Source organism: Collimonas sp. (assembly GCF_035566555.1).
Taxonomy (GTDB): Bacteria; Pseudomonadota; Gammaproteobacteria; order Burkholderiales; family Burkholderiaceae_D; genus Collimonas.
This window is the reverse complement of record NZ_DATMRB010000130.1, coordinates 1-13,865: the sequence shown is the minus strand read 5'-3', so window position 1 is coordinate 13,865 and position 13,865 is coordinate 1. Positions and strand designations below refer to the sequence as shown.

Below are 13,865 nucleotides of genomic sequence, written 5' to 3'. Positions count from 1 at the left end.
CGAAATTAGCAAAAACTGCGAAGAACAGGTGCATAATTGCACAATGCTTACACCTGACTGGGATGACCTGCGATATTTTTTGGCGCTGATTGACGCCGGAACGCTGTCTGGCGCAGCGCGTGCGACCGGCGTCGAACACACGACAGTGGCAAGGCGCATCGATGCCCTTGAAGCTGCATTGGGAATGCTCTTGTTTGATCGTTTCCCGAAGGGCTGGTCGCTGACCACCATGGGTAGCGCTTTAGTGCCGCATGCCCGCAAGATGGCGGATGACATGCACGGACTGATGCGCGTCGCCAGCGGCTCGGCATCCCTTAGCGGCGTGGTGCGCGTGTCGGCGCCGCCAGCCTTGGCGGCGTATTTGCTGGCGCCGCGCTTGAAGGACATGCTGCGGCGTTTGCCTGGCATCGAGGTGGATTTGCGCGGTGAAACGCGCACGACAGACCTGACGCGGCGCGAATCTGACATCGCTCTGCGTTTTCATCGTCCCACTGCGCCGGGTCTGGCGGTACGCCAATTGACCAGTGTCGAATACGGCTTGTACGCAAATGCCGAATATCTGGCCGAGCGCAGCCCGCAGCAATGGGAGTTTCTCGGTTACGACGAGCTGTTACGCGACGCCCCACAGCAGCTGTGGCTGGATAAAATCAGAGGCGAACGTCGCTATTGCTTGCGCTCGAACGATCTCGGCGCGCTGTTCCAGGCCGCTGTCGCCGGCTGCGGCCTTGCCGTCTTGCCGCATTCTTTTTTCGATTTCCAACGCAACAACCTGATCGCTGTCGATACTGAAGTGTGTCCAGTGAAGCGCAAGCTCTGGCTCATCATGCATGAAGACGTGCGGCGCTCTGCGCCGGTGCGTGCGGTCGCCGACGAAATCGTTACCCTGTTTTTACCTGCGGACGTCTGAATTTTCCACGTCCAGTTCTTTAGTCTGGCTAACTGCCAAGCTGGGCTTGCAAGCTAGCTCCGGCCACTGTGCAAATATGCAAGCATCAGGTGCGTATTTCACTAATTCCATCCAGTCTCCTCTGGCGTTAATGTAGCCGTCAGCTACCCGACTACTGGAGATTCGAATGATGAAGCTGCTGTCTAAACTGTTCTGCCTGGGCGCGATCCTGTGGGTACCTGCCGCTCAGGCGGCCGCCGAAATGCCGTTTCCGCTGACCGGCAGCTGGACCCTGGTAGCCGCCGATCTGCTGCATCCGGACGGTAGCCGGACACACGACTATGGCGAGGCGCCGAAAGGCTTGCTGCTGATTGACAGCCACGGCCGTTACAGCGCGCAGATCTACAAGTCCGAGCGTCCGCTGTTCGCTTCCGGCGACAAGAAGAGCGGTACCGCCGCCGAGTTCGAAGCCGCCGTCATGGGAACCAGCGCCCATTTCGGCACCCTCATGATCGACACGATGACGCACACGCTGATCTACAACATCGAGAGTTCGGCTTATAAAAACTGGGAGGGGACGCAGCAGAAACGCGTCTATGAACTGCATGGCGACGAACTCAGCTACCAGGTTCCGGCGCGGCCGGACGGCCTGATTCCGATTTCAGTCTGGCGCCGTATCAAGTAGCCGCAGCGCCAGAGAGTTTCTAGGCTAAGGGCGAATTATTCCCTCAACGGATGCGAGGACGCAATCTGCTCCATGCAATCTAAGAAAATGGGAGAGGCCTGCACGGCGTATTTTTAAGGGGAGAAACAAGAAATGTCTAATCATCGCCTACTTCGCATCATGCCGGTGTGCCTGACCGGCGCTATCCTGTTGAGCGCATGTTCCAGCATGGACATGGGCAACGCCGGCGCAAAAACCGAGGCCACCGGATCCGCGGGGGGATCCAATTCCAGCAACGCCAACGTCGCGCTCGAACACTGCGACCGTTCGCTTGGCACCATCGCCATCATCGAGGACACCAGCGCGCCGTGGTATGGCGTGCTGACCGGTCAGTACAAGCTTGGCTCCACCGTGCCGGTGCTCAAGCTGCTGGTGCAGCAGTCCAACTGTTTCGTGGTGGTCGAGCGCGGCCGCGGCTTGACGGCCGTTCTGGGCGAACGCGCCCTGCAGCAATCCGGTGAGCTGCGCAGCAATTCGAATTTCGGCAAGGGCAAGATAGTGTCGGCCGACTACGGCCTCAATCCTTCGATCACCTTCAGCAACAATAACGCCGGCGGTGCCGGCGCCAGCGTCGCCGGTCTGTTTGGCGGACTCGGCGGCGTGGTTGCGGGACTCGCAGGCAACATCAACAGCAAGGAAGCCAGCACGCTGCTGAACCTGGTCGACAACCGTTCCGGGGTGCAGGTGGCGGCAGCCGAAGGCAGCGCCAAGAGCATGGATTTCGGCGCCATCGGCAAGCTGTTCGGCAACAGTGCGGCGGGTAGTGCGGGTGGTTATTCGAACACGGCGGAAGGCAAGGTGATCGTGGCGGCCTTTACCGATTCGTATAACAACATCGTGCATGCCGTGAAAAATTATCATGCGCAAAGCGTGGCCGGCGGACTGGGTACCGGCGGCCAGCTTGCTGTTCAGGGCGCGGATGATAACGGGACGCCGGCTCCCTCCAAGAAGAAAGCGGCCAAGCGCTCGGCTCCCCAATAAATCTTTCAATCGTCACCGCCCGACCTGGCCGCTTTCATGCCCGTTGCGGGGCGGACGCAGGGTTGCCGGCGAGAGTGGTCATTGGTAGCGGGAAATATTTCTTGTCGTTTCCCTAGTCTGTCTTAAGGTTATCTTCATGTTATTGCATGGATTTCTCTTTATACTTGTCTCGTCACTCACCATGACAACACCACCTCCCTGATGTACCCTTTGCCCGCAACCATCAAGTTGGCGGGCATTTTTTTGTTGGCAGCACGGGGAGCTGACCTCGCGTCAGATCGGCATTGAAATTCGCTCCGGTATCCGTGACCTCGACCCCGTTTGGAGGTCTGCTCAATTCTGTTCGTCTATTGCCGAATTCGAACGCATCCGCTTACGCAATTCAAATTTTTGTATCTTGCCGGTGGAGGTTTTCGGCAGCGGGCCGAAGTAGACCGCCTTGGGCACCTTGAAACCGGCCAGGATGTTCTTGCAGAACGCAATCAGCGCTTCTTCCGTGAGCGTGCTGCCTTCTTTCAGTTCAACAAAGGCGCATGGGGTTTCACCCCATTTCCGGTCGGGCTGGGCAACCACGGCCGCGGCCAGCACGTCGGGATGGCGGTACAGCGCATCTTCGACTTCGACGCTAGAGATGTTTTCGCCGCCGGAAATGATGATGTCCTTGCTGCGATCCTTGAGCTTGATGTAGCCGTCGCTGCCGATCACGCCGAGGTCGCCGGTATGGAACCAGCCGCCGGCGAAGGCGTCTTGCGTCGCTTTCTGGTTTTTCAGATAGCCTTTCATGCAGATGTTCCCGCGAAACATGATCTCGCCGATTTCCTCGCCATTGGCAGCAACCGCCTGCATGGTGTCTGGATTGAGTACCGCAATCGCGCTTTGCAAATGATAGCGTACGCCCTGATGGGATTTCCTGGCGGCGCGCAGGTCGGCAGGCAGGCTGCCCCACTCTTCCTGTTCGGCGCAGACCGAGGCCGGTCCATACACTTCGGTCAAACCATACACGTGCACCAGGTCGAAGCCCATGGCTTCCATGCTGGCCAGTACTGCCGGCGGCGGCGGGGCGCCGGCAACCATGCCGCGCACGGTGTGCTGTATGCCCTGGCGCCAGTTTTCGGGGGCGTTGGCCAGGGCGGCATGCACAATCGGCGCCGCGCAATAGTGCGTGACGCGATGTTCGCGGATCAGGTCGAACACCAGTTTCGGCTCGAATTTTCGCAGGCAGACGTTGATGCCCGCCCGTGCTGCAATCGTCCATGGAAAGCACCAGCCGTTGCAATGAAACATCGGCAGCGTCCATAAATAGACGGGGTGCTTGGGCAAGTCCCATTCGAGGATATTCGAGATGGCGTTCAGGGCGGCGCCGCGATGGTGATACACCACGCCTTTGGGATCGCCGGTGGTGCCGGATGTATAGTTAAGCGCGATGGCATCCCATTCGTCGGCCGGAAGCTGCCACTGGAAATCAGGATCGCCGCTGTCCAGCAGGCTTTCGTAGTCGGTGTTGCCGAACGCCGGGTCGTCGGGGCCTAGGATATCGTTGACTGCGACTACGTACAGGCCGGGAATCTGCTGCGCCAGCTGGCGTGCGGCGTCGGCGAATTCGCTGTCTGCCAGCAGCACCTTGGCTTCGCCATGGCGCAGCATGAATGCCAGCGACGGCAAGTCGAGCCGGATATTGAGCGCGTTCAGCACGGCGCCAGCCATCGGCACGCCGAAATGGGCTTCCACCATGGCGGGCGTATTCGGCAGCATCACGGCCACCGTATCGCCTTTTTCGACGCCGAGCCGGCGCAGGCCGCTGGCCAGCCTGCAGGCGCGCAGATAGGTATCGCGCCAGTTCTGGCGCAGCGGACCGTGCACGATCGCCAGGCGCTTGCCGTATACTTCGGCGGCACGGGCAATATAGTCAATCGGGCTGAGTGCGGCGAAATTGGCGGAATTCTTGGCAAGCCCGGAATCGTAGTCGACCGTCATGATAGGTGTCTCCTGAGGAAAATGAACATTCTCCCGTTCTGCGCGGGATGTATTTATCCTAGCCTACCACTTACGGCAGCGCCGGTTTGTCGTCTCAATGACAGCTTAAGGACAGTAATCGCATGAACAATACTGAGCAGCTTGGCAAGCACGACTGGTTTGTGGCGCTTTCCCCCTCGCATCAGTCGCTGGTGCAGTCAACGGTAGTGGTGCAGCGCTTTGCCGCCGGGGCGTTCATTGCTCATCGCGGCCAGCCGTCGCAGTACTGGATCGGCGTGCACAGCGGTTTGATCAAGCTGGCGGTTTACAGCGTGGAGGGCCGCGGCGCGACGTTTTCCGGCGTGCCGGAAGGCGGCTGGTGCGGCGAGGGCAGCGTCATCAAGCGCGAACTGCGCAGATATGACGTGATCGCGCTGCGCGATTCGGAGATCATGCTGGTGCCGGCCGAGATCTTTCATACCTTGCTGGCGCAAAGCCTGCCTTTTACTGCCTTCGTGATCCGCCAGCTGAACGAGCGCATGGGCCAGTTTATCGCCATGATCCAGAACGACAGGCTGTTGGGCGTCGATGCCCGGGTAGCGCAGGCGATCGCCCAATTGTTTCATCCCATGCTGTATCCACGCACGTCCGCGGTGCTGGAGTTGTCCCAGGAAGAAATCGGCATGCTCACTGGCCTTTCGCGGCAGCGCGTGAATCAGGCTTTGCAGCACTTGGCCGAACTGAAGCTGATCAGTCTTTCCTACCAGTCAATCCGGGTGGTCGATTTGCCGGGCTTGCGCGGTTTCGGACTGGCGGAATTGTGAACGGCCGCCAGTCTCAGACCACGATGATGTTATTCGTTACATTGCGCACACCGGGTGTGTTCCAGGCGGAATGCTTGGCAAGGTCGCGCTCCGACAGACTGTGGACAGTACCGCTCAAGATCACGTCGGTGCCGCGGATTTCGACGCAGATGCTTGGCGCGTTGGCCTTGGCGCGCCGCTTGAGGGCTGTCTCTATATCGGTTTCGAGCGCATTGATGCTGACCCGTGGCCTGAGGGTGATCTGATTGCTGACCCCGGTCACGCCCATCAGGTGATGCACCGCGACCTCCGCCGCTTCGCGCTGATAGTCCCAGGCGACGTCGCCGGTGAGGGTAAGCCAGCCGCTTTCCACCATGACCTTGACATAGTCCTTTGGCAGATAGGTCATCCATTGCAAGATGTTTTCTGCCGAGCGCGCGATATCGATGTCGTTCCGCTTGCTTGATCCTGGCAGCGCAACATCGATTTCGATAGCAAGGCCTTTTACTCCCACGACGCGCTTGGCAGCCCGTTCGGCATGCCATTTTTCCGTATAGCTTCCGACATGCCCCGCCAGTGTGACGATGCCGTCTGTGACTTCGACGCCAATTTGCACCGCATTCACCGAGGGGTCCCAGTCAAGTTCTGCAATGACGTCCTTTTGCAATATCGCATCGGTTTTCATGGCTGCCTTTTACATCGATAAGTGAAGCCCAAGCCTGCACGGATGTGCGGGACCGGTCTGTGCGTCAACCCGCTTAGGCGAAGTATCGAAAGGCGAGGTGAATTGCAACACCGGGCGGTCATGCATGTTCGACATGATTTCAGCGACGCCGCCCAGATCGAATCCCGGCATGCACGCATTCGATAGCGATAAAAATTGGTTAAGTGGGACAACCCACAGACGCACGATTTGAATACGCACATTCTTTGCCGGGTCAATGCCAGTCAACGCATGGCGACGGCAGCCACTCATGGCAACACAAGGAGAAGCGCATGGCACTTCATAGTCAAGAGGACGCACGTCCTTCGCTGGACGCGGATATCTACGGCACGCAGGCCGCCAATATCTCAGTACCGAAATATCGCATGGCCGAAGGGGAGTTGCGTCCGGACGTCGCTTACGCGCTGGTGCGCGACGAGCTTTTCCTCGACGGTAACGCAAGGCAGAACCTGGCGACATTTTGCCAGACATGGCTGGATCCCGAAGTCCATCAGCTGATGGACTTGTCGCTCGACAAGAACATGATCGACAAGGATGAATATCCGGCCACCGCCGAACTGGAGAGCCGTTGTGTCCATATACTGGCCGATCTCTGGCATTCGCCAAAAGCAGCAGACACCATTGGCTGTTCGACCACCGGCTCTAGCGAAGCCTGCATGCTGGGCGGCCTGGCGTTGAAGTGGAAGTGGCGCGAACGCATGCGTGCTGCCGGCAAGCCGACCGACAGGCCTAACATCGTGACCGGCCCGGTGCAAGTCTGCTGGCATAAATTTGCCCGTTATTTCGATGTCGAACTGCGCGAGATTCCACTGGAACGAGGACGGCTTGGCATGACTCCCGAAGAAGTCATGAAGCGGGTTGACGAGAACACCATCGGCGTCATGCCGACATTCGGAGTGACCTTTACCTGTCATTACGAACCGGTGGCCGAGATTGCCGCTGCGCTGGACCGGCTAGCGGGCGACAAGCTGCTTGACATACCGATGCATGTGGATGCTGCTTCGGGCGGTTTCACGGCGCCGTTTTCCGAACCGGACCTGATGTGGGATTTCCGCATTCCGCGGGTGCGCTCCATCAATGCTTCCGGCCACAAGTACGGACTGGCGCCGCTGGGAGTGGGCTGGGTGGTATGGCGCGACCGCAGCGACCTGCCGGAAGAACTGATCTTCAACGTCAACTACCTCGGCGGCGACATGCCGACCTTTGCCCTGAATTTTTCTCGCCCTGCGGGCCAGATCATTTCGCAGTATTACCTGTTCCTGCGGCTCGGCCGCACCGGTTATCAACGCATCGTGCAAAGTGGCTACGATACGGCCCAGTACATCGGCCGGGAAATTTCCAGGCTGGGACCCTTCGAACTGTTTTTTGACGGCGACAGCCGCAAAGGCATTCCTGCCATCTCCTGGGTGATCAAGGACGGCGCGCAACCGGGCTATTCGCTGTTCGATCTGTCGGACCGCCTGCGCGTACGCGGCTGGCAGGTCGCGGCCTACACCATGCCACCCAACATTACCGAGGTAGTGGTGATGCGGGTATTGATCCGGCATGGCTTTAGCCGCGACATGGCCGACATGCTGATGGAAGATACCCGGCGCTCGATCGACTACTTGCAGAAGCACCCGCCTACCAGGCCGCAGAGCGCGGAAGAAGGCACCACCTTCACCCATAGCGGCGAGCCGATGAAGAAAGCGGGCACATGATGCACTGGATCATGACGACCCTGCAGGCGCATCCCGAGATTGCCGTATTGCTGGCGCTTGCGGTCGGCTATTACGTCGGCGGCAAGAGCTTTAAAGGCTTTAGCCTGGGGGCGGTGACGGCGACGCTGATCGCCGCAGTGGTGATTGGGCAGTTGGGAATACACATATCCGCCGATGTCAAATCCATCTTTTTCCTGATCTTCCTGTTCGCCGTAGGGTATGGGGTGGGGCCGCAGTTCGTGCGCGGCATTGCCAAGGACGGCATTCCGCAAGCCTTGTTCGCGGTCGTGATGTGCCTGCTCTCTCTGGGGGCAGCCTATCTGGCGGCGCGCCTGGCTGGCTACGATGTGGGCTATGCGGCCGGGCTGTTCGCCGGTTCGCAAACGCTTTCCGCTTCTATCGGCCTGGCCACCGACGCCATCAACCAGATAGGCCTGGCGCCAGACAAGACACAGGCCTTGCTCAATGCGATCCCGGTGGCATATGCCGTCACTTATATCTTCGGGACGGTCGGCTCAGGCCTGATTCTGTCGATACTGGGACCGCGCTTGTTGCGGGTGGACCTGGCGGCCGAATGCAAGGCCTATGAGCTGGCCATGGGCGGCACGGCGGCGACCGGTGGCGAAGGCAGCGCCTGGCATCAATACGAAACGCGGGCGTTCAGAGTGGCTGCCGGCAGCAGGCTGATTGGCAAGACCGCAGCCGAGGCGGAGGCTTTACTAGGGCCGGCGCAGGTATTCATCGAACGCTTGCGGCGCGCCGGCAAGATCGAAGAAGCCCGTGCCGCTACTGTCATCCAGGCGGACGACATTCTGGCGGTAGCGGGGCGCCGCGATGTGCTCGTCAACGTCATCGAACATGCGGCAGAGGAGATCGACGATGCGGAGCTGTTGTCGATGCCGGTGGAAGGGGTTGATGTATACGTCACCAGCCGTGAGCTGGATGGCAAGACCCTGGCAGTGCTGGCGCATGAACCCGCAGCGCATGGCGTATTCCTGCGCAAGATTACGCGCGGCGCCACGGCGACCGATATTCCTGTGCTGGCGCAGACTCAGGTGCACCGCGGCGACATACTGACCATCACCGGACGGGTCCAGGACACCACTGCCGCCGCCAAAGCCATGGGCTATGCCGATCGTCCCAGCAGCGTCGCCGATGTCGCCTTCATTGCCGCAGGAATCACAGTGGGAGCCTTGTTCGGCGCGCTGACCTTCACTATCGGTTCGGTGCCGCTGACTTTGTCTACCGCAGGCGGCGCCCTGATAGCCGGGCTGGTCTGCGGCTGGCTGCGTTCGGTGCATCCGACCTTCGGCCGGATCCCGCCTGCCACGGTCTGGTTCATGAATTCGCTTGGCCTGAACGTATTTATTGCGGTGATCGGCATATCTGCCGGCCCCGGCTTCGTGGCCGGGTTGCAGCAACTGGGCGTGAGCCTGTTCCTGTGGGGTATTTTCGCTACTACCGTGCCTTTGATACTCGGGATCTATATCGGCAAATACGTATTCCGCTTCCATCCGGCGATCGTGCTCGGCGCTTGCGCCGGGGCACGCACCACCACGGCGGCGCTGGGGATGGTGTGCGATGTCGGCAAAAGCCAGGTTCCGGCGCTCGGCTACACTGTCACCTATGCGGTAGGCAATACCTTGCTGACGATCTGGGGGATGGTGATTGTGATGCTGCTCAAGTAAGCCGCGACTGGTACAACACGGTGCCGCGGAGGGCCGCATTCTAGCGGCAGCCGCCGGCTGCCGCTAGACTTAGCGTGAGTGCCCGCCGCCTCGACCACCGCCGCCGCGCGAAGGCAGCGACGGCATTGAATGCGAGGCAGGCGCTGATCTGAACGCATGCTGGGGCGACTGGCCGCCGCGCCGGTCGAAACCGCCGTCGCGATGTTCGCCGCCGCGGAACGGAGCGACGTTGTAGCCTGGTCCCCAACCGCCGTAATCGCCGCCGAAAGGTTCATAGTAGCCAACGCCGATGCCGACGCTGCTGCCGTAGCCGCTGTCATAGCCATAGCCGCCATCGCTGACGGCGCAACCGCTGGATATCGCGATAAGCAGGGCCGCCACTGACCAGCGCAAGTTGATGGTTTTCATTTGCTCACCTCTTTGCTGTCAGCATCGGTCCATTCCAGCATCCCGAACGGCGCCCCGGAAGGATCGGCGACCACCGCGACCTTGCCGCCATGGCGATCGGTCCGCGCCGCCACCAGCACGCGGCCGCCAAGCGCCACCAGCGTCTGTGTCGATTTGACGACATCGTCGACGCGGACATAGTTCAGCCAGTGAGGATGGGCATTCGGCCGGTTCGGCGGCAAGGTGTTGGCGCTGGCGCGCGCATAGTCATCCGACGCCAGCATCAAGTGCTGCGCACCGGCTTCGCCGGAGGCGTCAAACACTTCATAATCGAAAAGCGCCTGATAGAAGGCCGCATCGGCATCGGCGTCAGTGGTATGCAGCGAACTCCAGATCCATTCGCCTGGCGCCGCCAGGACATCTGGCGGATCGCCGCTGCTGGAGGCCAGAACGGCAAACACTGCTCCCTGCGGATCAGACAGCACGGCTTCGCGGCCGCGGTCGGGAATACTGTGCGGCTCGAACAGCACTTTCGCGCCGCGCTGCACAGCTATCTTTTTAACGCCGTCGACATCGCGCACCGAGATGAAGCTGAGCCAGGCCGGCTGCCGCTGCTGACCCGCTGGCAGATCCTTGTGCACCATTCCGGCCACCGCATGGCCGTTGAGGGACGCCTCGGCGTACTGTACGCCATCGCTTTGGATATCACGGAAGGTCCAGCCGAACAAGCCGGCATAAAAGCGTTTCGCGGCGGCCAGGTCAGGCGTCACCAATTCGAAGAATATCGGCTTGCCGACGTGATGTTCCTGGCTGACCGGATTGGTCACCGGCGGCAAGTGCAAGGGGGCAGCCGCCAGTGGAACTACGACGGCGACGGTCAGCATCGCAGCCAATAGACGCTTTCTCAGGAAATGCCGAGCCAGGTGCGACTGCATGCTGCGCGCTCCTGTGTGGATTGCAGTAACTGCCGTAACCGGGTTTGAGCGGCGTCGCGAGGCGAGGTCAGGTGTCATGGATTTCTCCTTGTCGAAGGAAGGATGCAAACAGCAATACGATATGAATATTTCCGGCAACCGTCTGTGCGCTATCCCACTGATGCTTTGCGGCACGCCAGGATCAAGCATTTCCAGCTGTTTACTTGATGAACAATCATCTATCGCCACGTATGCGGTCTGTTCGCCAGCGAACTAACAGAGCGATGTTTTGCGCTCACAATGTACCTGCACTGTCAGCGCCGGGCTGCCGTGGATTTATATATGTCCAGGATTTGATCTATATCAACCTTGCCTGGATTGGCGCTTGCCGGCCGCCGGCCAGTCCATATACTCGATTTACAGATTGCCAGAGGCAGCATGAAGGCATCTGTTCCGCCGCAGTTGATCGCTTGCATGCCGGAGCGCTGTCAAACAGTCACGCGGTCTTTTCTTTTTGCGAGAAATGCCATGTACAAGAAAATCCTACTTGCCATCGACGGCAGTCCGACTTCCGACAAAGTGCTGACGGAGGTCGCCAACGTGGCGGCGCCTGGCGCTGTCATAAGAGTGATGCACGTGGTGGAGGATCCGGTCACCCGCCTGCCTTCCCTCTACGGCGAATACTACGATGTCGAGCTGGTGCGCGAAGCGCTGCTGGCAGAAGGCCACAAATTGCTGGCGCAAGCCGGGTCGCGCTTGAGCGCGAAGGGTTTCGATGTGGAGACGCGCCTGGTCGACCTGCGCGAACTGGGCGGCGGCATTCCAGAAGCAATCAAGGCCGAAAGCGATGCTTGGGGCGCCAACCTGACCATTCTTGGTACGCATGGCCGGCGCGGAATGCGGCGTTTGCTGCTGGGGAGCGTTGCCGAACAGTTCATGCGGATTTCTGATGGCCCGGTGCTGCTGGTCCGTTCAGGCGAGCAGCCGGCGGTACCCGCCCGCCGTCGTACCGCCGCAGCTAAGCCTGCGTCCGTGCCGCCGCTGGCAACGGACCATGCATGAACCCTGCGAATGCAAACGTCCTGACAATCAATGGCGGCTCCTCCAGCATCAAGTTCGCCCTGTTTGGCCCCGATCAGTCGTCAAAACGGTTGTTTGCAGGCCGGATTGAAGGAGTAGGGCTGTCGCAGGGGGCTTTTATCGTCAAAAGCGCAAGTCCAGGTCCTGGCGACAATTTTTCTCACCCTGTCGCTGTACCCGACCATGCTGCGGCTGTGAAACTGTTGATGGACTGGCTCGCCGAGCGCATAGCCGGCGGCAGCCTGGCGGCGGTGGCGCACCGGATCGTGCACGGCGGCGCCAAATACTGGCAGCCGCAGCGCATTACGCCGCAGATGATCGAAGAGTTGCATCAGCTTAGTCCGTTTGATCCCGAGCATTTGCCGGAAGAGATTTTGCTGGCGGAGGCTTTTCATCGCAGGTTCCCGGATTTACCGCAGATTGCTTGCTTTGATACTGCTTTTCATCATGACATGCCGCGCCTGGCGCAGCTGTTGCCGATTCCGCGCCGCTACCAGGCCAAGGGCGCCCGCCGCTACGGCTTTCATGGCCTGTCCTGCGCCTATCTGATGCATGCCCTGGAACGGGAGGCCGGCGCCGCAGCCGCGCAAGGCCGTGTCATCCTGGCGCATCTTGGCAACGGCGCCAGCATCACGGCGGTACGCGCCGGCAGCAGCATGGACACCAGCATGGGCCTGACGCCCGCCAGCGGACTGCCGATGAGCAGCCGGTCCGGCGACCTTGATCCCGGTTTGGCATGGTACCTGGCGCGCACCGAACAGATGAGCGCCCGGCAATTTCATCACATGGTCAACCACGAAGCCGGACTGGCGGGTATTTCGGAAACCAGCTCTGACATGCGGGAGCTGCTGCGGCGACAGGCGGAAGATGTGCGCGCGGCCGAAGCGATAGCGCTGTTCTGCTATCAGGCCAGGAAATGGATTTGCGCGATGGCGGGGGTCCTGGAAGGGCTGGATACGCTGGTCTTTGCCGGCGGCATCGGCGAAAACGCCGCCGAGGTGCGCTCCCGGATTTGCAGCGGCCTGAACTTCATCGGCATCGACCTCGATGAAGCCAGCAACCAGGCCGGCGCGGCGTCGATTTCATCGGCTGCCAGCGCTGTTTCAGTAAGAGTGATCGCTACCGATGAAGAATCGATGATTGCCCAGGACGCATATCGTGTCTTGGGCCAGCATAACTGAAAAGGATGTTCTTGTGAAAATGGACCAACCCCAGCTTTCGGATAAGCCGCTGACGCCGGACCTGCTGCGCAAGATGCACGCCTACTGGCAGGCGGCCAACTACCTGTCGGTCGGGCAGATTTACTTGTACGACAATCCGCTGCTGAAACAGCCGCTGCAGCTGGCGCATATCAAGCCGCGCCTGCTGGGCCATTGGGGCACCACGCCGGGATTGAATTTTGTCTATGTGCACCTGAACCGTATCATCAAGCAGCAAGACCTGAACGTGATCTATATCGCCGGTCCGGGTCACGGCGGTCCCGGGCTGGTCGCGAATACCTATCTGGAGGGCAGTTACAGCGAGGTATATCCCGATATTCCGCAGGACGAAGAGGGCATGAAGCAGCTGTTCAAGCAGTTTTCCTTCCCCGGCGGCATACCCAGCCATGTGGCGCCGGAAACGCCGGGTTCGATCCATGAGGGCGGCGAGCTGGGCTATTCGCTGTCGCACGCTTTCGGCGCGGCATTTGACAATCCCGATTTGCTGGTTGCTTGCGTGGTGGGAGACGGCGAAGCGGAAACCGGTCCGCTGGCCACCAGCTGGCATTCGAACAAATTTCTTAATCCGGCATGCGACGGTGCTGTGCTGCCGATCCTGCATTTGAACGGCTACAAGATTGCCGGTCCCACCGTGCTGGCGCGCATTCCGCACGACGAACTTGAGTCGCTGTTTCGCGGCTACGGCTATGCCCCTTGTTTTGTCGAGGGTGAGGACCCGGCCGAAATGCATCAGCTGATGGCGGCTGCATTGGATGCTGCTGTTGCGCGGATCCGCGATATCCAGCATGAGGCACGCACCAAGGGA

12 protein-coding genes and 1 pseudogene are annotated in these 13,865 nt (G+C 60.2%); 9 read left to right on the top strand and 4 right to left on the bottom strand.

All coding sequences use genetic code 11. The annotated features are described in order from the left end of the window. Positions 1 to 43 precede the first annotated feature (43 nt). The 3 genes from VNZ65_RS16495 (at position 44) to VNZ65_RS16485 (ending at position 2,591) form a co-directional block, all read left to right on the top strand. Positions 44 to 907 (top strand): LysR family transcriptional regulator, encoded by an 864-nt coding sequence (locus VNZ65_RS16495; protein WP_325670874.1) that lies wholly within the window; start codon positions 44 to 46, stop codon positions 905 to 907. A 166-nt stretch (positions 908 to 1,073) separates the two neighbouring features. Further along, a complete protein-coding gene (locus tag VNZ65_RS16490) occupies positions 1,074 to 1,571 on the top strand; it encodes a lipocalin-like domain-containing protein (RefSeq protein WP_325670872.1) in 498 nt (165 codons plus the stop codon). A gap of 132 nt (positions 1,572 to 1,703) precedes the next feature. Continuing rightward, a complete protein-coding gene (locus VNZ65_RS16485) occupies positions 1,704 to 2,591 on the top strand; it encodes a CsgG/HfaB family protein (RefSeq protein WP_325670870.1) in 888 nt (295 codons plus the stop codon). A 333-nt stretch (positions 2,592 to 2,924) separates the two neighbouring features. Here the strand turns inward: VNZ65_RS16485 and VNZ65_RS16480 are convergent, their stop codons facing one another. After that, positions 2,925 to 4,565 carry an acyl-CoA synthetase gene (locus VNZ65_RS16480; RefSeq protein WP_325670868.1) on the bottom strand — a complete coding sequence of 547 codons (1,641 nt, stop codon included), beginning with the start codon at positions 4,563 to 4,565 and terminating at the stop codon, positions 2,925 to 2,927. Between the two features lie 122 nt (positions 4,566 to 4,687). Here VNZ65_RS16480 and VNZ65_RS16475 point away from each other — a divergent pair, with 122 nt between their 5' ends. After that, positions 4,688 to 5,368, top strand: coding sequence for a Crp/Fnr family transcriptional regulator (locus VNZ65_RS16475; protein WP_325670866.1), 681 nt, complete (start codon positions 4,688 to 4,690; stop codon positions 5,366 to 5,368). Between the two features lie 13 nt (positions 5,369 to 5,381). On the opposite strand, the gene VNZ65_RS16470 is transcribed toward VNZ65_RS16475, so the two are convergent. Further along, the gene (locus tag VNZ65_RS16470) at positions 5,382 to 6,032 is read right to left on the bottom strand and encodes a BON domain-containing protein (RefSeq protein ID WP_325670865.1); all 651 of its coding nucleotides are present in this window, start codon (positions 6,030 to 6,032) and stop codon (positions 5,382 to 5,384) included. Positions 6,033 to 6,343: 311 nt separating this feature from the next. Here VNZ65_RS16470 and VNZ65_RS16465 point away from each other — a divergent pair, with 311 nt between their 5' ends. Together VNZ65_RS16465 and aspT are read left to right on the top strand one after the other, a co-directional pair. Then, positions 6,344 to 7,771 carry a glutamate decarboxylase gene (locus VNZ65_RS16465; protein ID WP_325670863.1) on the top strand — a complete coding sequence of 476 codons (1,428 nt, stop codon included), beginning with the start codon at positions 6,344 to 6,346 and terminating at the stop codon, positions 7,769 to 7,771. Continuing rightward, positions 7,771 to 9,459: an aspartate-alanine antiporter gene (gene aspT / locus VNZ65_RS16460; protein WP_325670903.1), complete on the top strand. Its 1,689-nt coding sequence runs from the start codon at positions 7,771 to 7,773 to the stop codon at positions 9,457 to 9,459. Before VNZ65_RS16465 ends, aspT begins: the two co-directional genes overlap by 1 nt. 69 nt (positions 9,460 to 9,528) lie before the next feature. On the opposite strand, the gene VNZ65_RS16455 is transcribed toward aspT, so the two are convergent. Next, positions 9,529 to 9,867 (bottom strand): hypothetical protein, encoded by a 339-nt coding sequence (locus tag VNZ65_RS16455; protein WP_325670861.1) that lies wholly within the window; start codon positions 9,865 to 9,867, stop codon positions 9,529 to 9,531. After that, entirely contained in the window at positions 9,864 to 10,781 is a 918-nt protein-coding gene (locus VNZ65_RS16450; RefSeq protein ID WP_325670859.1) for a VOC family protein, read from the bottom strand. Before VNZ65_RS16450 ends, VNZ65_RS16455 begins: the two co-directional genes overlap by 4 nt. A 507-nt stretch (positions 10,782 to 11,288) precedes the next feature. Here VNZ65_RS16450 and VNZ65_RS16445 point away from each other — a divergent pair. From VNZ65_RS16445 to VNZ65_RS16435, 3 genes and pseudogenes are all read left to right on the top strand, one after another. After that, the gene (locus VNZ65_RS16445; protein ID WP_325670858.1) at positions 11,289 to 11,822 is read left to right on the top strand and encodes a universal stress protein; all 534 of its coding nucleotides are present in this window, start codon (positions 11,289 to 11,291) and stop codon (positions 11,820 to 11,822) included. Further along, the gene (locus tag VNZ65_RS16440) at positions 11,819 to 13,021 is read left to right on the top strand and encodes an acetate/propionate family kinase (RefSeq protein ID WP_325670856.1); all 1,203 of its coding nucleotides are present in this window, start codon (positions 11,819 to 11,821) and stop codon (positions 13,019 to 13,021) included. The genes VNZ65_RS16445 and VNZ65_RS16440 overlap by 4 nt, the downstream gene beginning before the upstream one ends. Before the next feature lie 19 nt (positions 13,022 to 13,040). Continuing rightward, positions 13,041 to 13,865 (top strand): annotated as a pseudogene (locus VNZ65_RS16435) (phosphoketolase); the annotation flags it as partial.

Coding starts and splice junctions, on each gene's coding strand:
- VNZ65_RS16465 (WP_325670863.1), top strand. CDS start 6,344: ATGGCACTTCATAGTCAAGAGGACGCACGTCCTTCGCTGGACGCGGAT.
- VNZ65_RS16440 (WP_325670856.1), top strand. CDS start 11,819: ATGAACCCTGCGAATGCAAACGTCCTGACAATCAATGGCGGCTCCTCC.
- VNZ65_RS16445 (WP_325670858.1), top strand. CDS start 11,289: ATGTACAAGAAAATCCTACTTGCCATCGACGGCAGTCCGACTTCCGAC.
- VNZ65_RS16475 (WP_325670866.1), top strand. CDS start 4,688: ATGAACAATACTGAGCAGCTTGGCAAGCACGACTGGTTTGTGGCGCTT.
- VNZ65_RS16485 (WP_325670870.1), top strand. CDS start 1,704: ATGTCTAATCATCGCCTACTTCGCATCATGCCGGTGTGCCTGACCGGC.
- VNZ65_RS16495 (WP_325670874.1), top strand. CDS start 44: ATGCTTACACCTGACTGGGATGACCTGCGATATTTTTTGGCGCTGATT.
- aspT (WP_325670903.1), top strand. CDS start 7,771: ATGCACTGGATCATGACGACCCTGCAGGCGCATCCCGAGATTGCCGTA.
- VNZ65_RS16490 (WP_325670872.1), top strand. CDS start 1,074: ATGATGAAGCTGCTGTCTAAACTGTTCTGCCTGGGCGCGATCCTGTGG.
- VNZ65_RS16480 (WP_325670868.1), bottom strand. CDS start 4,565: ATGACGGTCGACTACGATTCCGGGCTTGCCAAGAATTCCGCCAATTTC.
- VNZ65_RS16455 (WP_325670861.1), bottom strand. CDS start 9,867: ATGAAAACCATCAACTTGCGCTGGTCAGTGGCGGCCCTGCTTATCGCG.
- VNZ65_RS16470 (WP_325670865.1), bottom strand. CDS start 6,032: ATGAAAACCGATGCGATATTGCAAAAGGACGTCATTGCAGAACTTGAC.
- VNZ65_RS16450 (WP_325670859.1), bottom strand. CDS start 10,781: ATGCAGTCGCACCTGGCTCGGCATTTCCTGAGAAAGCGTCTATTGGCT.